We start from the raw sequence: 18,459 nt of genomic DNA, 5'->3' as shown, positions 1-18,459 counted from the left end.
TTTTATTAAATCAACTATCCCACCAAGGGTGGTTTGTCCGTGCCAAAAGGTTGATGGTAGTGCCTTCTTCCCGTGGCTTTGTACAGCGCATTTGCCAGAGCACCCATAACGGGTGGAAAAGGTGGTTCACCCAATCCAGTTGGGTCAATTTCGTTCTTAACAAAATGCACTTCTATATTTTTTGGAGCCTCGCTATGGCGAATCATTTTATAGGTGTCAAAATTGGTCTGTTCCGTACTACCATCTTTAAAAGTAAGCTCTCCATACATGGCATTTCCTACACCATCTACAATGGCACCTTCAGCCATATTTGAGGCAGCATCAGGGTTTACCACTATACCACAATCCAATGCACAAACTACGCTTTCCACTTTTGGAGTATTTCCTTCCATTACGATATCCAACACATGGGCAGCATAACTGTTATGGCAAAAATAGGCCGAAACCCCACGGTGAACCCCTGGTCTCGATGTTCCCCAATTCGACTTTTCACGCGTCAGTTTCAACACCCCTGCCAAACGGTCAGGGTCATAATCATTATTTTCGCCAACTGGATTATCCTTGGCTTTTTTCAATAACTCCAATCTAAAATCAATTGGATCTTTTCCCATTTCCTCGGCAATTTCATCCAAAAATGCTTGTTCCACACCTGCCATAAAATTAGAACGCGGTGCCCTGAAAGCTCCAATAGTAATATTAGAGTTAATCTCCCATTGCTCGGCCAAATAATTGTCAACGGCACCAGCAGGGAAGCGGTTGGCGAAAAGTGGCGTTTCTGGAATGCCTCCTGCTTTTACATGAAAAGCAACTAAGTTGTTGTTTTCATCCAACGCGGCTTTATATGTGGCATGATAAGAAGGTCGGTAAATACCAAAAGTCATATCGTCCTCCCTTGTATAGACCAGTTTTACGGGTGCTTTCAATTGTTTTGATATCACCGCAGCTTCTACGGCATAGTGTGAATAGGCCCTTCTACCAAAACCACCACCCATACGGGTCATTTCAATCTCAATTTTTTCTAATGGCAATCCCAAACGGGCAGCTAACGTACCCTCAATGAATCCTGGCGCTTGTAACGGCCCGGCCAGTTTGGCTGAATCTTCCGTAACATAGGCAAAAAAGTTCATGGGTTCCATACAATTATGTGCTAAAAATGGGCAACTGTAGGAACGTTCAATAACCTTGGACGCATTTTTAAATTCCGTTTCAGGATTTCCATCTTTTCTCGCCACCTTTCCAGGTTTTAAAGCATACTCGGCCATCATTGCATTGTGCTTTTCCGTACTTTCCAAACCTTTGGGTACGACTACCTCTCTCTTATTTCCGAACATATTCATCATAAAAGTGGTATCTGAAATAGGCTCCCATTCCACTTGTAATTCCTTTTTGGCGTTCATGACCTCCCAAGTAGATTTTCCAACGATTACCACCAAATTTGTAAATGTATCGGTGTCAAAGTAATTTCGTTCATAATCATCTTCCAAAGTCTTGATTTCAAAGACAACCACAATTCCAGGCATAGTTCGCACCTTCGAATCATCAAATGATTTTAGTTTTAATCCAAAGGCCGGAGGATGGGCTGCCATTGCAATCAAAGCATTGTCATATTGGTAATCTATCCCGAACAAAGGTTGTCCCGTTATGATTTTATGTGTTTCCACATCCCTTTTGGAGTGACCGATAATATTAAAATCCTTTACCTCTTTAAGGGTGATTTCTTCCGGAACCGGAATTTGTGCGGCAGCGGCCGCCATCTCACCATAACCAGCCGATTTACCAGAAGCTTCGTGTTTCAAAACACCATTTGCCGTTGTTATTTCACTTGCTGGAACTTTCCAGACCTGAGCGGCAGCAATTACGAGCATTTGTCTTGCCGATGCTCCAGCCATTCTTAAACCGTTCCATCGAGACATTATGCCCCGGCTTCCTCCCGTAAATTGATTGCCATATAATTCGGAATTGAACGTAGCTTGTTCAACAAGCACATCCCCCCAAGAAACGTCCAACTCATCTGCAACAATCATAGGCATGGAAGTCATTACACCTTGCCCAAATTCTGGATTTGGACATTGGATAGTCACCAAACTATTATCACCAATTTTCAAATATGCATTTATCTCGAACCATTCTTTGGGCATTTCCCTGACTGCCATTTCAGTAGCTTGTTTTGGCTTACAAGAGTTTAAAATGCTAAAGCCTAGCACAAGTCCGCCACTTGCCAAACTGGTGTTTTTAATGAATGTGCGTCTTCCTATTTTTGTTTTTATAGAGGCCATTTTCGTGTCTTTTTTAGATTAAGATTCTGCAGCTGCTTTTATAGCTTTCTTGATTCTAATGTATGTGCCGCAACGACAAATATTACCATTCATTGCAGATTCAATTTCGGCATCTGAGGGACTCGGGTTTCTTTTCAATAATGCGGAAGCGGTCATAATCTGCCCCGCTTGGCAATAACCGCATTGGGGCACATCAATGTCCAACCAAGCTTTTTGTACAGGGTGGTCACCTTGTTCTGAAAGACCTTCTATAGTCGTAATTTCTTGTTCACCTACTGCTGAAACCGGCAATTGGCAAGAACGAACCGCATTATCTCCTAAATGGATGGTACAGGCACCGCACTGAGCAATGCCACAACCGTATTTAGTACCGACAAGTTTAACGTGATCACGTAAAACCCAAAGTATTGGAGTGCTCGGGTCAACGTCAACTTCTTTTATTTTTCCGTTGATATTCAGTTTAAATGTTGCCATGATTTTATTGTTTGCTTGAAATTATAAAATTAAAATTGGGCATTTATGAGGTTTATGTTAAAGTTTCATATATCCCTTTTATTCACTATCATACAATGCAAATGCCATTATAGACCCTGAAGGGTTTTCCTTTGAACCACCTACCCAAAGTGCAATATATTGTTTGCCATCAATCACATAAGAGCACACATTTGCGTTATTTGCGGCAGGCAATTCTTTTTCCCAAACAAGTACTCCTGTTTTCTTGTCAAAGGCCCAAAGTTTTTTATCGGCCGCACCACTTATAAAAACCAAGCCACCTGCGGTTACCATAGGTCCCGAACGAGCCAATAATCCCGTGGGTGGAGCCCCTTCCTCTTGTAAGCTTTCATCATTGCCCAGCGGAATTTGCCATTCATATTCTCCTGTGGATAGATTCAATGCATTCAAAGTGTTCCATGGGGACTTTAGTGCCGGATTTCCACTGGGGTCGCTCCATGTTCGATAAGGAGTTATATTCATATACCTTGTCGGTTTATCGTGGTCATCAATTGCCTCAGTGGAAGCAATAGTGGTGTTTTTCATTTCGTACAAAAAGGCAATGATTCCCCTTTCCTCTTCGATAGTAATCACACCTTTGTAACCTGGCATTTTACCTCCACCTTGCTGAATTTTTTGTAGGGTTTCATTTTCAGAAAGCTTGTCTTTCAAATTAACCAAAGAAGGTACGTCTGCCATCATTCCTTGTTTTTCAGCACCATGACAAGCCACACAATGTTTTTCATAGGTTACCCGGCCCAACTCAAAACGCGTATTGTTTTGGGCCTTGAAATGTTCATCGGCATCAACGATGGTCTGGATTTCAGGAAGATTATTTCCCCTGATATATAGATAATCGGTATCGGGGTCATAGGCAGAACCTCCCCAGTTGGCTCCCCCTCTTGTGGCTGGTAACGAAAGAGTTCCTTTTAAATCTGGTGGGGTGAACAAACCTTCATAACGCACCGAACGAAATGTTTTTAAGATTGCTGCATGATCTTCAAGGGAATAATTATTAAGGTCGTCTTCGGTCATAAATTGCTTTACGAAAGGTTTTGGTTTTAATGGAAAAGGTTGTGTCTCAAAAGCTACTTCTCCAGGAAGATTGGAGGCAGGTACTTTACGCTCTTCCACTGGATAAATTGGTTCTCCTGTATCACGGTCAAGCACAAAAACAAAACCGTGTTTTGTTGTTTGAACTACCGCATCAACTTCTTTACCTTCTTTTTGAAATGTCACCAAACTTGGAGGTGCAGGTAAATCATAATCCCATATATCATGGTGTACTGTTTGAAAATGCCATTTATAAGTACCTGTGGCTGCATCCAATGCCAAAACACAGTTCCCATAAAGATTGGCACCTATTCTATCGGCTCCATAAAAATCATAGGAAGGTGAGCCTAAAGCCAGATAAACCGTTCCTCTTTCATTATCTATACTCATTCCTGCCCAACAATTAACTCCTCCTGCATATTTGTAGGCATCTGGAGGCCATGTCTCATAACCTGGTTCACCTGGATGGGGAATTGTATGGAAAGTCCAAGCCAATTCTCCAGTTTTTACATTATAGGCACGAACATAACCGGGAGGGGCTCCATAAAAATCGGGCAATCTTGAACCTATAATCACCAGGTCTTTAAAAATGCTTCCAGGTGTTGTCAACGTTACCGAAATTTCTTCAGGATTGTCACGAACACCTACATTAAGGTTTACTTTTCCACTTTCACCAAAAGTGGGGACCAACTCACCAGTTTTTGCATTGATGGCCATCAAATAATTTCCCGCAGAGTATAGTATACGTTTATCTTCCCCATCTGCCCAATATGTAACACCTCTACTGGCCGCACTTGGCGCACCCTCTTCCAAGGCCATAAATTCCCAAAGTTGCTCACCTGTTTTAGCATTAATAGCATATACGGTTTGGTTCCTTGAATTCGCATACATGGTACCATCAATTATGATGGGATTGGACTGACTCGAGGGCGCAGGTTCTTCCCCATCAGGAACATCTTTGGCATGTAATGTCCAAACGTTTTGTAATTGCTTAACATTCGACACGTTTATTTGGTCCAATGGGGAATAGCTTGAAGCCTTGTTATCAGCCTTATAGGTGGTCCAGCTATTATGGTTTTCCTTGGTTTCCTCAGTACAATTGGTCAATAACAACATTGAAAGAAGACCAATATACATGGAGTGATGAATATAATTATGTACAATTTTTATTGTCATATTGGCAATTTATTTTCCGTTTTCTGAACAATTCCTTTTAAATTCCACGTGATTGTAGTTGATCTCTTATTTTAATGGCTTTTTCAATTACATCTAGCCTAGCTTTTCTAGGATCTGGCTTCCCTACAGGTTTACCGTCCAATTGCACATCTAGAATTCGGTCATCCTTTTGGTTGTACAAGGGCCATTTGGGAAGTCCGTCACCGTTAGGGTCGCCAGTTTTGGCAAAATTTACCCAATAGGCATTCATTATCTCCGAAACAGATATATCCTCAGGTGTTGTTTCAGGGTTACCAAAACGGGCATTGAGGTTTTTAAAAACATAACCTACTTCAGAGCCGTGTCCAGCTCCATATGGCATCATTGCTTTCATCGGATCTGGGACAAAACCAAAATGGTAAAAGAATGTGGGTTCACCCTGTTCTGACATGGCTTTGGCAGCAAAACGGCCAGGTTCGCCCCAAACCCAGTCTGTATTGAACTTTGTGATGATTTCGGTAAAGTCTTTGGTACCATCTGAATCATAAGCTGCCTTTGCTTCCTCTTTAAGATCTCCAAAAAGGGCAAAAAGCTCTTCTTTTGTAGTACTGGCGTTGACAAAACTGCCACCTATCTCTGCACTATTTGAACCGATCATTAAGGGGACTTTCATTTGATTCCCATTATTATAAGCACTTTCTGCTGTTTCTACAACCAACCTTCCATCTAAGATTGGGCCAGAATAGATACGAAGGCCTCCCTCACCATTCGATTCCTGTCCACCATCCACTATTTCTTCTACACTTAGCGCACGAAGCTTGGCTAGCGCATCGGAATCAACACCTTCAATTCCATGTTTTTTTGCAAAGTTGACACCAATGGTTTCGGCTGAAACCTTGTAAAAGATATCGGTGTCTTCATCTCGTATTGGCCTACCTGTAAGTACACCATCCCTACCACCTCCAGACTCACTTATAGCCTTATGAAAAAGCCCTTTCGCATCTGGTATGCTCATAAGGGAATGAACAGACACGCCACCTGCAGAAAAACCAAAAATCGTTACATTATCAGGATTACCTCCGAAATCTGAAACATTCTTTTGAACCCATTGAAGGGCTGCAATTTGGTCCATATAGGCATAGCTGCCTTTGGGTTCTTCAGGGTGTTCGGCACTCAATGCAGGGAATGCAAAGTGACCCAAACGACCCAAACGATAATTAATTGTAATCAGAATTACCCCTTGTTTTGCAAAATTATTACCAGCAATACCCGGTCCGGAACCACTACCGCCAACAAAGCCGCCGCCATGTATCCATACCATGACCGGCAATTCTGCATTTTGTTTAATACCTGTAGGTTTCCATAAATTAAGGTAAAGGCAGTCTTCCGATGATCCTTCAACTATGCTTCCGGGAGCTCCTCCCCAGCCAGACTGAGCGCAGTTGGCCCCATAATCGGTTGCGTCACGTATTCCTTCCCATGGTTCAACAGGTTGCGGTGGGCGCCATCTAAACTCACCAACTGGAGGAGCAGCAAAAGGAATTCCTTTAAAGCTAACTACATCTTCCTCGCTAGCTCCACGAATCAAACCAGCTTCCGTTTTCACCTTTAAGGCATCTAAAGAGGAAGACGAATTATAAATTGTTTTCTGAGCACATGATACGCAACAAATGAAAGTTACAAATACCGTAAAAATATTTTTCATGTTATTTAATTTTAATTTCTTACTATGAATTAATTGGTAGTTATATTGCCTAATTCCTGGTCATCAGTTTGCTAAAAGTCAGGTCAGCCAATTTCCATTCATTATCTTCTTTTGCATATACTTCAGTGACCATAAAGGGGTTGGTAACCTCATTAGGGCCAACAACGGCCAATAAGGTGATTCTGTTCCACAATATGACTGTGTTCTCGTTCAATACTTCAATCATGACTTCGTGTACATCGGCTTTTTTATAGTGGATGAAGCCTTGTCTAATTATATCCACTTCACGTTCTTTTCCCCAAGTGCCGCCCATATGAACGAACTTAGCCTTGTCGTGAAAAAGTCCCTCAAGCTTGTCAGCATTTTTATCCGCCATCCATTGCCATTTTTTGGTGGAGAGTTCCTTGATTTCCTGTTCAATATCCGCGGATTGCGCCATAGCCATAGGCATGCTTAAAAAAGCAATCAGTACAACTAAAATCAGTTTCTTGTTTATCATAGTGTTTTTATTTAGTGTTCTATTTCGTGTGTATCCCGTACACTGCTAAAGGTCAGGTCAAGCAATTTCCAATCGTTCCCTTCCTTTTTATAGAATTCGGTTACGGTAAATTCATTTTGAACATCGTTTCCTCTCACGTGGGCAGTTAGCGTAATACGGTTCCATAGTACAGCGGTATTGTCTCCAAATGTCTCTACCGCAACGTCATGAACATCCGCCTGCTTGTACCAAATGCTTCCTGTTTTAATTATTTCAAGTTCCCTTTCCTTTTTCCAGGATCCGCTCATGTGTACGAATTTGGATTTGTCATGAAATAGCTCGGCCAGTTTTTCTACATTTTTATCTGCCATCCATTGCCATTTGGCTTTAGAGAGTTCCTTAATTTCTTGTTCAACAGTATTATTTTGCGCAAAAGAACTTTGAATGGCGAAAATCAGGCAAAATAAGGTCATTAATTGTGTATGTAACTTTGAGTTTTTCATTTGTGTTCTATTTTAAAGTTATTATGATTTAATTCAACTTTTTTTTCTTCAACCATTCAGACATCAAATCGGCAATTTCAATATTGTTCAGATCAGAAAATGGAAAATGGGTATTTCCTTTGATACCAATTTCTGGCAAATGAACCACAGTAACATCACCACCATTTTTATTTACAACATCACACCATTTACGTGCCATTTCTAAGCGAACTCGCCAACCATCGGTACCAGGATTTGAGTCATAATTTTCAGGAATAAAATCTCCATAATAAATGATAATTGGAATCTTGGTCAGCTTTAAAAAATTTGCTTTTGAAACACCAACCGCTTGCAATGCTCCTGATGAGCTTGCTATGGGCTCTGGCACTTCTCCTTCCGGGAAAGGAAAACCGGATCCCGGCTCATAGGATACAATGGCTTTTACTTTTTCGTTTTTCATGGCAGTAGACCATCCAAATCCTCCTGAATGGGAGTGGGTTACCAAAATTCCCTCCCCGATTTTGTCGAAAAGTTGTGATGCTGCATCGGTAATTACTTCAGTATCAAAACCACCCATATTGGGAACCATTTGCCTAAAATATTGATTCAATGATTCCTCGTCCTTAGCAAACTGTACGCCAGGAAAATATTCTGGCCATACTCCTACACGAAAGATGTTAAACCAAAACTGCTCATCAGGATTGGGAGTTATTGTTGCTTCTTCCATGCTACGACTTGCTCTACCTCGTCTGGGTTGATCCAGTATGTATGTACTAAACCTACGTCTTAAAAAAATATTTTGATAGCCATCCCGTCCGTCTGGGGTAGTCTCCCATGTTTTTGAAAACTGACCAATACCATGCCACATGATTAATGGGTATTTACGAGCTTCTGCCGGAATTTGATAAAAAACATAAGCGTGGTCACCGTGAAAAGTTTGCCCTTCTGGTGTTCTCTTGATGGCATCAAAAGTTCCAGGATTACTTTTTACGGTACCACCCACAGCAAAACTGCCCTGATCTTGAATAATCATAGGTTTTTTTTGCCCATAGACAGAAGAGGTTGTCAATATAACTACTCCTAAAATGTAAAAAATATTTATTGCTAAGCTTTTCATAATTATGATAATTTGTTGATTGTGGTAATTGCACAATTCATTTATATCAATCTCGATTACCCAAAAGTATGAAGTACTCATTTTAATTAACCTACCCGTTTTACGGTTTAACCAACCATTATTACAGATTTAAGAATAGCAGTTTGATTTACTGGTAATCAATAACTTATATTTAACAAAAAATAAAAGTTTAATGGAAAACATACTGGACATAAATATGGTTAGAGATTACCTAGCATTGAGAAAGCAGGAAGTCTTGCACCCTTTGGTTGGTGTGGTTGATTTTGATGAAGTAGTTGAAGCGGGCATGGCTATAGAAAGATATGACGCGTTACGATTTAATTGTTATGCGATTTTCTTAAAGGATGCCACAGGTTGTAAATTAAAATATGGGGGGAAAGATTATGATTATGATGATGGAACTTTGGTCTTTGTAAGCCCTAACCAAGTTATTGGATTAACATATGATGACCCCAATTTTCGTCCTAAAGGATATGCACTTTTATTTCATGCAGATTTACTAATAGGTTCCGAGTTGAGCCGTAAAATAAATAGCTACAATTTCTTCTCATACGCAAACAATGAAGCATTGCATTTATCTGCAAAAGAACGTAAGATAATATTAAGTTTAATTGATAAGATACAGTATGAATTAAAGCAGAATCTAGATAAGCATAGTAAAAAGTTAATAGTATCCAGTATTGAACTTTTTCTAGATTATTGCACACGTTTTTATGACCGCCAATTCATAACCAGAGAAACTGTAAATCAAAATTCATTAGAGAAATTCGATTCTCTATTATCTGATTATTTTTCTTCGAAGAAGCCACTGAAACAAGGATTACCATCTGTAAGCTATTTTGCAGACCAACTACATTTGTCTTCGAATTATTTTGGTGATTTAGTAAAAAAGGAAACGGGAAAATCTGCACAAGAGTATATTCAAGTAAAATTGATAGAAGTTGCAAAGACTAAAATTTTTGACCCTAATAAATCGGTTAGTGAAATTGCTTATGAACTAGGGTTTAAGTACCCACAACATTTCGCAAGATTGTTTAAACAGCGTGTAGGATATTCGCCAAGTGATTACAGACAGTTGAATTAAATTTTGCCTGTTGTTTCATTAAGTTATTACTTCTTTAATTTAAAAATCTAGATTGAGAGCCCTAAAAATAGGGCCACTCAATTAAAAAGCATTCTGCAAAGAGTATATAATTATCAATTTGTAACAAATGATAGCAAACCAAATTTCACACCTATTTTGCGTGCAAATTGCGTGCAAATGAAAAAAGCTTCAAAAGTCAAAAACTCTTGAAGCCTTACTGTTATTGGTGGAGAATACCGGAGTCGAACCGGTGACCTCTTGCCTGCCAGGCAAGCGCTCTAGCCAGCTGAGCTAATCCCCCAAATTAATGTTATCTTTTCGCCATCTTCTACCTGCTGCTGTTTTCAAATATTTTTCTCTATTCCTTGCTAAAACTCTGTTATCATACTCTTCAATATGAACAATTTTCTCCAAGGAATATAAGGTTTTGTGCTTTTCGAATTCCCATTATTATGTTCAAATAAACGTTTCTTCACATCAGCAGAAATCCCAACATAATAACTTTTGTATTTATCACTATAAAGAACGTATGTATAATACATGTATTACACTTTAATTAAAGTTGCCAGCTGAGCCCGCCTGAACGACTTCAGTCGGGCAGGCTAATCCCCCTTGCCAGACAAAGAAAATGCTTTTTAAATAAGTATCAAAATTAAATCTCTATGCTTTAATCTTTTAAAGATGGGAGTACCAATACCGGTATTTTTACAAAGAACTCTGACTTTAGGATTGTGTTTTTTTCCCATAGTTTCTTAAAGAACCCCCGTTTTCTTCTAAATACACATAACATATCTGGCTGATGAGCTTGAAAATGCTCCAAAACTCCTTGATAGGTAGTAGCATTATCAGTTATGGACAAATTGGAACTTATATCCATTAAGGCTGGGTTTACTTTTAAATCATTGTCCGAATAGCCTGGTGTTTTCACCAGCAAAAGATTAACGGTGGATTTAAATCTCTTACTAATTCTTTCTAACGGATTAAGTGTGCTTTTCCTTTTTACAATTCCAGACTTAAAAGCTGTCAATATGGTTTTAAAAGGAGAAAAAGCAGTTCCTTTTGGTACTATTAAAGTAGGGATATTAGTTCTTTTAATAATAGGTCCAGAAGTGTTTCCCAAATAGAGTTCTTCTTTAATATCATTACTTCTAGGAGCCATAATCAATAAATCTATTCCCAGTTCCTTATCAATTTTATTAAGACCATCTACAAGTTCCCCATTATAGGTAGCAATTTTTATATCAACCTTTCCAGCATCAACTTTGTTGATTATCTCCCTTAAGTGTTCCATACTGCTTTTAGTAACTTTGTCTGCTATATTGGCTAAATTTCCAGCACCAACGGAAACACTAAAAACCTCCATCACATAAACCTGTGCAGAAAATTCAGCAGCAAAATGTACGGCATACTGTAAAGTCTCGTGAGCATCTGGTGAGGTACCTATAGGAACTAAAATATTTTTCATGATATTATTTTATGCGTTATATGATAAATTTACAACTAAATTAATTTCGTTGTATGATAAGACATGCAAAGATATCGGAAATCCCTGATATTCTATCACTTTCAAAATCCTGCGCCACATATATGATTGCCAATGGTATATACCAATGGAACGAACATTACCCATCCGCAGCAGCTTTTAAAAACGATATAAAAAGAAAAGAACTGTATGTTCTAGAGATTGATGCAAAAATTATTGGAACTGTTGTTGTTTCAACTTTTATGGATGAAGAATATGTTCCCATAGAATGGTTAACACCCAATAAAAACAATGTGTACATTCATAGATTGGCAGTACACCCAGATTTGCAAGGAAAAGGATACGCTCAACAGTTAATGACTTTCGCAGAAAATTTTGCTAAAGAAAATAGTTTTACTTCAGTAAGGTTAGATACTTTTAGTCAGAATAAAAGAAATCAACGGTTTTATGAAGCAAGGGGGTATCAAAAATTGGGAAATATCTTTTTTCCTAAGCAAAGTGAACACCCCTTTCATTGTTATGAACTTGTCTTATAGAAATAATATTTTTTGAAAACAAAAATCACTTTTAGAAGTATTAATAATTTGGCCATGCCCGCTACCATAGCAGGAATAGCAGAACCCATTTTATCCATTACCGACACTGCCATTGTGGGGAACATTCCAGAAAATGGTTTGGAATCATTGGCTGCAGCGGGCATTGTTGGTTCCTTTCTATCAATGTTGATTTGGGTCTTGGGGCAAACTAGAAGTGCTATTTCTGCCATTATATCTCAATATTTAGGTGCTGGAAAACTAGAAGAAGTCAAAAATCTGCCCGCACAGGCCATTTTCTTTAATCTGGGGCTTAGTGTTATTGTGCTTTTATCTACCATTTTTATTGTCGAGGATATTTTTATGCTTTTTGAAGCCACTGGAAAAATATTAGAATACTGTGTATCTTATTATTCTATTAGGGTTTGGGGGTTTCCCCTAACACTCTTCACTTTTGCCCTTTTTGGGATCTTTAGGGGGTTACAAAATACATTCTGGCCCATGCTTGTTGCCATTATTGGTGCGTTGTTGAATATTATTTTGGATTTTATTTTAGTTTATGGAATAGAAGGGTTTATAAACCCCATGAATTTGGAAGGAGCGGCATGGGCAAGTTTAGTATCCCAAGGAGTTATGACTATAATCGTGTTTATTCTTCTAATCAAAAAAACCAATATAAGTTTAAAAATAAAATTTCCACTTCATCAAGAATTGGGAAAATTAGCCTTAATGAGCTTAAATCTTTTTGTGCGGGCATTGGCTCTTAATGTTGCCTTAATTTTAGCTGTTAGGGAGGCTACTTCCTTGGGAGACCGTTACATTGGCGCACATACTATTGCAACCAATATATGGCTTTTCTCAGCATTTTTTATTGATGGTTATGGTGCAGCAGGCAATATAATGGGAGGGAAACTTCTTGGAGCAAAAGATTATAATGGTTTATGGAAATTAGCTAAAAAGACAATGCTTTACGGTATTGTAGTAAGCACCGTATTAATGTTATTAGGTTTTGTTTTTTATCAACCCATAGGGCATTTATTTTCCCAAGAAACCATTGTACTACAGACCTTTTACTCTATCTTTTTTATTCTGTTGTTGGGATTGCCCATGAACAGTGTTGCTTTTATTTTTGATGGCCTTTTTAAAGGTTTGGGAGAAATGAAATATTTAAGAAATGTATTACTTTCTGCTAGTTTTCTGGGGTTTGTGCCCATGCTATATCTGGGGAAATATTTAGGTTGGGGAATTCATGGAATTTGGGTGGCATTTACTATATGGATGCTTATCCGTGGTGGGGCTTTGGCCTGGAAGTTTAGACGAAAGTTTCGCCCTCTATTGCAAAAGACTTAATTTTGAATAAAACAAAAAACATGGGAACCAATAGGCAAAACGGAAGCTTGTTCACCAACATACACAACCGAATCGCAACGGTGGAATTTGGACACCCTGCCAGTAATTCCTTTGTTTCCGAACTTTTGGAAAGGTTGACAAATGAGTTGCACCAACTATCAGAAAATGATAAAGTTTCCATCGTGGTTTTGAAATCCGAAGGTGACCGTGCTTTTTGTGCAGGTGCCTCTTTTGATGAATTGGTGGCCATTTCAAATTTAGAGGAAGGAAAAGCGTTTTTTAGTGGTTTTGCCAATGTGATCAACGCCATGAGAACATGCTCCAAACCTATTATTGGTCGTGTACAGGGAAGGGCTGTAGGAGGTGGTGTAGGTTTGGCGGCGGCATGCGATTATGTTTTTGCAACTGAGAATGCATCTGTAAAACTATCAGAACTCACCATTGGTATTGCGCCTTTAGTTATTGCTCCTGCGGTGGAACGTAAAATTGGAAAAGATGGCTTGGCCGAACTTTCTTTAGCTCCAACCGAATGGAAAAATGCCTATTGGGCCAAAGAAAAAGGATTGTTCTCCAAAGTATATGGTAGCATCCATGAAATGGACAAAGAGCTTGAAATTTATACCGAAAAACTGGCAACATATAATTTTGAAGCTTTAGCTGAAATGAAAAAAATTCTTTGGGAGGGTACAGAGCATTGGGACAGACTGCTTATGGAACGTGCAGAAATGTCCGGAAAATTGGCGCTCTCCCCCAACACAAAAACTGCCTTGCAAAAGTTTAAAAAGTAATAGAATGGTTACTTTTTCGTTTATATTTTCTAAATACATGTTATGAACATTCTTGACTTCCTAAATGGAGATTTAATCTTTCCCATGCTTGCCCTTTTTGTAGTGGTTATTTATTTTATTAACCGAACAAGAAGAAACAAAAAGTTTAAACGATAGATTTTCTATGGCTTGGTTGAAAAAAATAAACGCGTTTTTAAGACAACCATATCCATTCTATTACCGTGGCAAAAGTCTGGCCATTTTTCTTTTAGTTGCATTTTTAATCAGTTTTGCATTCAATTATCTGCTAGAGCCTTTTAATGTCTATGTTCCTGAGCATAAAATGGATTATTTTTGGATTAGCCTTATTCATTCTTTTACACCCATATTAATTGCTTTGCTTGCAATCCCCTTTTTAAGAAATCCAAAGATTGATGAAAAATGGACATTGGGTAAAGAAATTATCCTTTTAGCAATTTTTCTACTATTAATAGGTATTGTACAATTTCTTATCAGAGATTTAATCTATGATAATCCGCATAATTGGTCTTGGAAATTCTTTTTTGAGGAAATAAGAAACACCTTTTTATCAGGCACTTTTGTCTTGTGTATTCTTGTTCCATGGAACCATAACCGACTGACCAAAAAAAACAGTAAAAAAGCCCATGAACTAGATGTAACTACTTCGTACAAAAAGCAAATTCCATCAATTATCCCTATTAAGACCCATTTGAAAGGCGATGATTTTGAATTGAATGTGACCGACTTTCTTTTTGCCAAGGCCGAAGGCAATTATGTAGAACTTTATTTAAAAACTGGTGCAACAGCGAACAAATTATTAAAACGAATTTCCATCAAAGAGCTTGAATCACAATTAAGTTCGGTCTCCCATATCCTAAGAACCCATCGTTCTTACTTGGTGAACCTTCATTTTATTGAAACAATTTCTGGCAATGCCCAAGGTTATAGGATAAAGCTAAAGGATTCCGAAGAAATGATTTCGGTTTCGAGAAGCATAATTCCCAAGTTCGAAAACCAATTGAAAGTCATTTAAGCTTTTTCTTGTTATTTGTCCCAAAAGCTTGCCGCCCGTCACAAGCTTTGCTTTTCATGGGGTTTAGCCTTTACATTTGACCAAAAAACAAAAAGATATGCGCAGGCACGATTTAGATTGGTTACGGGTTTTGGTATTTGGATTACTTATTTTTTATCATGTGGGAATGTTCTTTGTGCCATGGGGTTTTCATATTAAAAATAATGTCATTTATGATTGGTTAAGGTATCCCATGCTTTTTGTAAACCAATGGCGTTTGCCCATTCTTTTTGTCATATCAGGTATGGGCACCTACTATGCCCTAAACAAAAGAACAGGGAAGCAATTTTCTTGGGAACGTATCATTAGGCTGGGCATTCCTTTGGTTGTGGGCATGTTGCTTATTGTTCCGCCACAAGTGTACATTGAGCGATTAGCAAACAAACAATTCTTGGGCGGATATTTTGATTATTGGCCTTCGCAAGCCTTTAAGGGTGTTTATCCAGAGGGAAACCTTAGTTGGCACCACCTATGGTTCTTACCCTATTTGTTGATATTCTCCCTGCTTTTGATTCCTGCTTTTCTATACCTAAAAAAACATCCTGAAAACAAGTTGAAACAATGGATAAATAAACTGGCCTCAAAACCATTTGGCCTCTTTTGGTTGATTATTCCTTTGTACTTATGCGAAGCTTTTTTGGAGCCTTTCTTTAATGTGACCCATGCCTTAATTGATGATTGGTTCAATTTCACTAGCTCAATGATATTGTTCTTTTATGGGTTTTTATTGATTTCGGTCAAAGAAACTTTCTGGAAAACCGTAGAACACTATCGTACATGGTATTTGGTTGCCGGGCTTATCAGTTTTTCAATTTTAATGATGCTTGTTATTGGTTTTGAAGATTCTACTTTGCGCCATTTTACCGAAGCATTGGTAAAGGTCTTTAATATCTGGGCATGGATTATGGTATTGTTTGGCTATGCCGCAACTTATCTAAACAAACCGAGCAAGATGTTGTCCTATGCCAATGAAGCTGTTTATCCTTTTTATATTTTACACCAAACAATTATGATAATCATTGGGTACTATCTTATGGATTTAAGTTGGGGATTTGTTACAAAATTCACCATAATGGTCTTGGGAACTTTTTTAGGCTCTTGGATTCTTTATGAATTTCTAATTCGAAAATGGAAATTCATGAGACCTTTATTTGGTTTAAAAATGAAGAATAAATAAAGTGATAATTTCAATTTAAAGAATTCCTACCTTTGCCCTTTAAATCGCTTATATGAGCAATATTAGGATTACCAAACAATTCACTTTTGAAACCGGCCACGCACTCTACGGTTATGATGGCAAGTGTAAAAATGTGCATGGCCATAGTTACAAACTTTCCGTAACTGTTATAGGGCAACCTATTACGGATACTTCTGATGTAAAATTAGGAATGGTAATAGATTTTGGCGACTTAAAAAAAATTGTTGAAGAAGAGGTGGTAGACCCTTTTGATCATGCCACGGTTTTTAATAAAAACACCCCCCATGTGGAGCTCGCAAAAGAACTGACCGATAGAGGGCATAAAGTTATTTTAGCTGATTACCAGCCCACCAGTGAAAATATGGTGATAGATTTCGCCGAAAAAATAAAAGCGCGTTTACCAAAAAATATACAGCTTCATTCTTTAAAACTCAGAGAAACAGAAACTGCTTTTGCAGAGTGGTTTGCTTCTGAGAATTAGGCCAAAAAGAACTTACTTTATAGCACCTGGTCCTTTTACAAACCTGCCGGCATTTGCACCTGTATGTTCGCCATCCTTAAGAACTGCCTTCCCATTTACCCAAACATATTCAACCCCAACTGCATATTGGTGCGGTTTTTCAAAAGTTGCTTTATCCGCTACTGTCAATGGGTCAAAAATGACAACATCCGCAAAATAATTCTCTTTCAATAGTCCTCTGTCTTTTATTTTTAGGTTGTTGGCGGGAAAGGATGTTAATCTTCTAATACCTTCTTCCAAAGGAAAAAGGTTTTTATCCCTACTAAAAAGCCCTAAAACACGAGCAAAAGAACCATAAGCACGTGGATGGGTACTTTGTTTTAAAAACACCCCTTCTGCACTGTAAGAACCGGCATCCGAACAAAAGCTCATCCATGGTTGCTGAATTTTTTTATCAATATTTTCTTCAGACATGGAAAAATACACCACTTGTACCCTGCTTTGGTCTTGTAAAATAAGCTCTACAATGGCTTCATCTTCGGGCAAGTCCATTTCTCTGGCAACCTCATCCAAACGTTTCCCCAAAAACTTACGTAATTCAGGATTTTTAAACCCAACAAACAATACCCCGTGTGAGGGGACCCTCCAATAGATATCTTCGATTGCCTTTTTCTTTTTTATGGGGTCTGTTAACCTTTCCAACATATTTTCTACACCGCCTTCCCGCACCCACTCTGGCAACATAACATGTAGTCCTGTAGAACTTGCATTGTAGGTATACATATCTGCTGTTACCTCCAAACCACTGCTTCTGGCTTCATTTATCATATTAAAAACAGTGTCCAATTTCTGCCAATTATTTGCACTGGACGCTTTAAGGTGGTAAATCTCAGCTCTAATATCTGCTTCTTTGGCAATGGTCAGAACCTCATCAACAGATTCCAACAATTCATTTCCTTCACTTCTAATATGGGAAATATACATGCCGTCATAAGCACTGGCCACTTTTGCCAGCTCTACTAATTCATCAGTATCAGAATGCATACTTGGCGCATACAACAACGAAGAAGAAACCCCAACAGCTCCTTCCTCCATGGCTTCTGCCAAAAGAGTTTTCATTTGCTCCAGTTCTTCAGGTGTGGGCTTTCTACTATCATAGCCCATAACATGGCTTCGCAAGGTGCCATTGCCAACAAAGGAGCTTACATTGGTAGAAACTCCTTTTTCTTCTAAATGTGTTAAATACCCTCCAAGAGTACTCCACGGAACATCAAATTTTATTTCTTGCTGACCATCCAGCATATCTTTCTTCATTTCATCATTCAAAGGCCCCATAGACCTTCCTTCTCCCATAACCAACAAGGTAACACCTTGGCGAATCTCTCCTTGGGACCTACCATCTTCCAACAGACTAATATTTGCCCAACTAAGCATGTTAATAAATCCAGGGGAAACTGCTTTCCCCGTTGCATCAATTTCCACACGCCCAGCTCCTTTTAAAGTTCCCAAGGCAACAATCCTATCATCATGTATGGCCACATCGCCAATGTATGGCTTGTCTCCAGTACCATCATAAATAGTTCCATTCCTTATTATTGTATCATATTCTGGGGCGTTATTACATGAGAATGCAAAAACCAAGAAAAAAATAAAGCAGTATTTCATAATGGATGGTTTATTGAGTTATAAAACTATGAAATAAACCATTATAA

18 protein-coding genes and 1 tRNA gene are annotated in these 18,459 nt (G+C 38.5%); 7 read left to right on the top strand and 12 right to left on the bottom strand.

The features are described from left to right. Nucleotides 1-14: 14 nt before the first annotated feature. The 7 genes from AC000W_RS01125 to AC000W_RS01095 all read right to left on the bottom strand — a co-directional run bounded on the left by AC000W_RS01125 (nucleotide 15) and on the right by AC000W_RS01095 (nucleotide 8,758). On the bottom strand, nucleotides 15-2,276 hold the full coding sequence (locus AC000W_RS01125) for a xanthine dehydrogenase family protein molybdopterin-binding subunit (protein WP_474745305.1): 2,262 nt from the start codon (nucleotides 2,274-2,276) through the stop codon (nucleotides 15-17). A gap of 18 nt (nucleotides 2,277-2,294) precedes the next feature. Further along, complete coding sequence (locus AC000W_RS01120) at nucleotides 2,295-2,750, bottom strand: (2Fe-2S)-binding protein (protein WP_474745303.1); 456 nt, start codon at nucleotides 2,748-2,750, stop codon at nucleotides 2,295-2,297. A gap of 78 nt (nucleotides 2,751-2,828) precedes the next feature. Beyond that, a complete protein-coding gene (locus AC000W_RS01115) occupies nucleotides 2,829-4,997 on the bottom strand; it encodes a pyrroloquinoline quinone-dependent dehydrogenase (RefSeq protein WP_474745301.1) in 2,169 nt (722 codons plus the stop codon). 37 nt (nucleotides 4,998-5,034) lie between these two features. Further along, nucleotides 5,035-6,681: a carboxylesterase/lipase family protein gene (locus tag AC000W_RS01110; protein ID WP_474745299.1), complete on the bottom strand. Its 1,647-nt coding sequence runs from the start codon at nucleotides 6,679-6,681 to the stop codon at nucleotides 5,035-5,037. Between the two features lie 49 nt (nucleotides 6,682-6,730). Continuing rightward, nucleotides 6,731-7,180: a nuclear transport factor 2 family protein gene (locus tag AC000W_RS01105; RefSeq protein WP_474745298.1), complete on the bottom strand. Its 450-nt coding sequence runs from the start codon at nucleotides 7,178-7,180 to the stop codon at nucleotides 6,731-6,733. Nucleotides 7,181-7,191: 11 nt separating this feature from the next. Further along, nucleotides 7,192-7,662 carry a nuclear transport factor 2 family protein gene (locus AC000W_RS01100; protein WP_474745297.1) on the bottom strand — a complete coding sequence of 157 codons (471 nt, stop codon included), beginning with the start codon at nucleotides 7,660-7,662 and terminating at the stop codon, nucleotides 7,192-7,194. A 28-nt stretch (nucleotides 7,663-7,690) separates the two neighbouring features. Further along, a complete protein-coding gene (locus AC000W_RS01095) occupies nucleotides 7,691-8,758 on the bottom strand; it encodes an alpha/beta hydrolase (protein ID WP_474745296.1) in 1,068 nt (355 codons plus the stop codon). Nucleotides 8,759-8,951: 193 nt separating this feature from the next. Between AC000W_RS01095 and AC000W_RS01090 the strand changes: the two genes are divergently transcribed. After that, the gene (locus tag AC000W_RS01090; RefSeq protein WP_474745295.1) at nucleotides 8,952-9,863 is read left to right on the top strand and encodes a helix-turn-helix domain-containing protein; all 912 of its coding nucleotides are present in this window, start codon (nucleotides 8,952-8,954) and stop codon (nucleotides 9,861-9,863) included. Between the two features lie 224 nt (nucleotides 9,864-10,087). Here AC000W_RS01090 and AC000W_RS01085 read toward each other — a convergent pair. The 4 genes from AC000W_RS01085 to AC000W_RS01070 all read right to left on the bottom strand — a co-directional run bounded on the left by AC000W_RS01085 (nucleotide 10,088) and on the right by AC000W_RS01070 (nucleotide 11,328). Then, a tRNA-Ala gene (locus tag AC000W_RS01085) sits at nucleotides 10,088-10,164 on the bottom strand. Further along, nucleotides 10,155-10,277, bottom strand: a complete 123-nt coding sequence (locus AC000W_RS01080) for a hypothetical protein (RefSeq protein WP_474745807.1) — start codon at nucleotides 10,275-10,277, stop codon at nucleotides 10,155-10,157. Before AC000W_RS01080 ends, AC000W_RS01085 begins: the two co-directional genes overlap by 10 nt. Further along, nucleotides 10,232-10,405: a GIY-YIG nuclease family protein gene (locus AC000W_RS01075; protein WP_474745293.1), complete on the bottom strand. Its 174-nt coding sequence runs from the start codon at nucleotides 10,403-10,405 to the stop codon at nucleotides 10,232-10,234. Before AC000W_RS01075 ends, AC000W_RS01080 begins: the two co-directional genes overlap by 46 nt. Before the next feature lie 125 nt (nucleotides 10,406-10,530). Continuing rightward, nucleotides 10,531-11,328, bottom strand: coding sequence for a universal stress protein (locus AC000W_RS01070; RefSeq protein WP_474745292.1), 798 nt, complete (start codon nucleotides 11,326-11,328; stop codon nucleotides 10,531-10,533). 53 nt (nucleotides 11,329-11,381) lie between these two features. Between AC000W_RS01070 and AC000W_RS01065 the strand changes: the two genes are divergently transcribed. The 6 genes from AC000W_RS01065 to AC000W_RS01040 all read left to right on the top strand — a co-directional run bounded on the left by AC000W_RS01065 (nucleotide 11,382) and on the right by AC000W_RS01040 (nucleotide 16,768). Continuing rightward, entirely contained in the window at nucleotides 11,382-11,882 is a 501-nt protein-coding gene (locus AC000W_RS01065) for a GNAT family N-acetyltransferase (RefSeq protein WP_474745291.1), read from the top strand. Nucleotides 11,883-11,936: 54 nt separating this feature from the next. Next, nucleotides 11,937-13,229: an MATE family efflux transporter gene (locus AC000W_RS01060; protein ID WP_474745800.1), complete on the top strand. Its 1,293-nt coding sequence runs from the start codon at nucleotides 11,937-11,939 to the stop codon at nucleotides 13,227-13,229. A gap of 20 nt (nucleotides 13,230-13,249) precedes the next feature. Next, nucleotides 13,250-14,017, top strand: a complete 768-nt coding sequence (locus AC000W_RS01055) for an enoyl-CoA hydratase/isomerase family protein (RefSeq protein WP_474745289.1) — start codon at nucleotides 13,250-13,252, stop codon at nucleotides 14,015-14,017. A gap of 163 nt (nucleotides 14,018-14,180) precedes the next feature. Next, complete coding sequence (locus AC000W_RS01050; RefSeq protein ID WP_474745287.1) at nucleotides 14,181-15,050, top strand: LytR/AlgR family response regulator transcription factor; 870 nt, start codon at nucleotides 14,181-14,183, stop codon at nucleotides 15,048-15,050. A gap of 97 nt (nucleotides 15,051-15,147) precedes the next feature. Continuing rightward, nucleotides 15,148-16,266, top strand: a complete 1,119-nt coding sequence (locus tag AC000W_RS01045; RefSeq protein ID WP_474745285.1) for an acyltransferase family protein — start codon at nucleotides 15,148-15,150, stop codon at nucleotides 16,264-16,266. Between the two features lie 52 nt (nucleotides 16,267-16,318). Then, nucleotides 16,319-16,768: a 6-pyruvoyl trahydropterin synthase family protein gene (locus AC000W_RS01040; protein ID WP_474745283.1), complete on the top strand. Its 450-nt coding sequence runs from the start codon at nucleotides 16,319-16,321 to the stop codon at nucleotides 16,766-16,768. Nucleotides 16,769-16,780: 12 nt separating this feature from the next. Here AC000W_RS01040 and AC000W_RS01035 read toward each other — a convergent pair whose 3' ends face one another. Continuing rightward, nucleotides 16,781-18,412 (bottom strand): N-acyl-D-amino-acid deacylase family protein, encoded by a 1,632-nt coding sequence (locus AC000W_RS01035; RefSeq protein WP_474745281.1) that lies wholly within the window; start codon nucleotides 18,410-18,412, stop codon nucleotides 16,781-16,783. Nucleotides 18,413-18,459 lie beyond the last annotated feature (47 nt).

This window comes from Saonia sp. (genome assembly GCF_056326165.1).
Note: the sequence above shows the minus strand (reverse complement) of the source record. Positions and strands in the feature narration are given on the sequence as shown.

Coding starts and splice junctions, on each gene's coding strand:
- AC000W_RS01125 (WP_474745305.1), bottom strand. CDS start 2,276: ATGGCCTCTATAAAAACAAAAATAGGAAGACGCACATTCATTAAAAAC.
- AC000W_RS01120 (WP_474745303.1), bottom strand. CDS start 2,750: ATGGCAACATTTAAACTGAATATCAACGGAAAAATAAAAGAAGTTGAC.
- AC000W_RS01115 (WP_474745301.1), bottom strand. CDS start 4,997: ATGACAATAAAAATTGTACATAATTATATTCATCACTCCATGTATATT.
- AC000W_RS01110 (WP_474745299.1), bottom strand. CDS start 6,681: ATGAAAAATATTTTTACGGTATTTGTAACTTTCATTTGTTGCGTATCA.
- AC000W_RS01105 (WP_474745298.1), bottom strand. CDS start 7,180: ATGATAAACAAGAAACTGATTTTAGTTGTACTGATTGCTTTTTTAAGC.
- AC000W_RS01100 (WP_474745297.1), bottom strand. CDS start 7,662: ATGAAAAACTCAAAGTTACATACACAATTAATGACCTTATTTTGCCTG.
- AC000W_RS01095 (WP_474745296.1), bottom strand. CDS start 8,758: ATGAAAAGCTTAGCAATAAATATTTTTTACATTTTAGGAGTAGTTATA.
- AC000W_RS01090 (WP_474745295.1), top strand. CDS start 8,952: ATGGAAAACATACTGGACATAAATATGGTTAGAGATTACCTAGCATTG.
- AC000W_RS01075 (WP_474745293.1), bottom strand. CDS start 10,405: ATGTATTATACATACGTTCTTTATAGTGATAAATACAAAAGTTATTAT.
- AC000W_RS01070 (WP_474745292.1), bottom strand. CDS start 11,328: ATGAAAAATATTTTAGTTCCTATAGGTACCTCACCAGATGCTCACGAG.
- AC000W_RS01065 (WP_474745291.1), top strand. CDS start 11,382: ATGATAAGACATGCAAAGATATCGGAAATCCCTGATATTCTATCACTT.
- AC000W_RS01060 (WP_474745800.1), top strand. CDS start 11,937: ATGCCCGCTACCATAGCAGGAATAGCAGAACCCATTTTATCCATTACC.
- AC000W_RS01055 (WP_474745289.1), top strand. CDS start 13,250: ATGGGAACCAATAGGCAAAACGGAAGCTTGTTCACCAACATACACAAC.
- AC000W_RS01050 (WP_474745287.1), top strand. CDS start 14,181: ATGGCTTGGTTGAAAAAAATAAACGCGTTTTTAAGACAACCATATCCA.
- AC000W_RS01045 (WP_474745285.1), top strand. CDS start 15,148: ATGCGCAGGCACGATTTAGATTGGTTACGGGTTTTGGTATTTGGATTA.
- AC000W_RS01040 (WP_474745283.1), top strand. CDS start 16,319: ATGAGCAATATTAGGATTACCAAACAATTCACTTTTGAAACCGGCCAC.
- AC000W_RS01035 (WP_474745281.1), bottom strand. CDS start 18,412: ATGAAATACTGCTTTATTTTTTTCTTGGTTTTTGCATTCTCATGTAAT.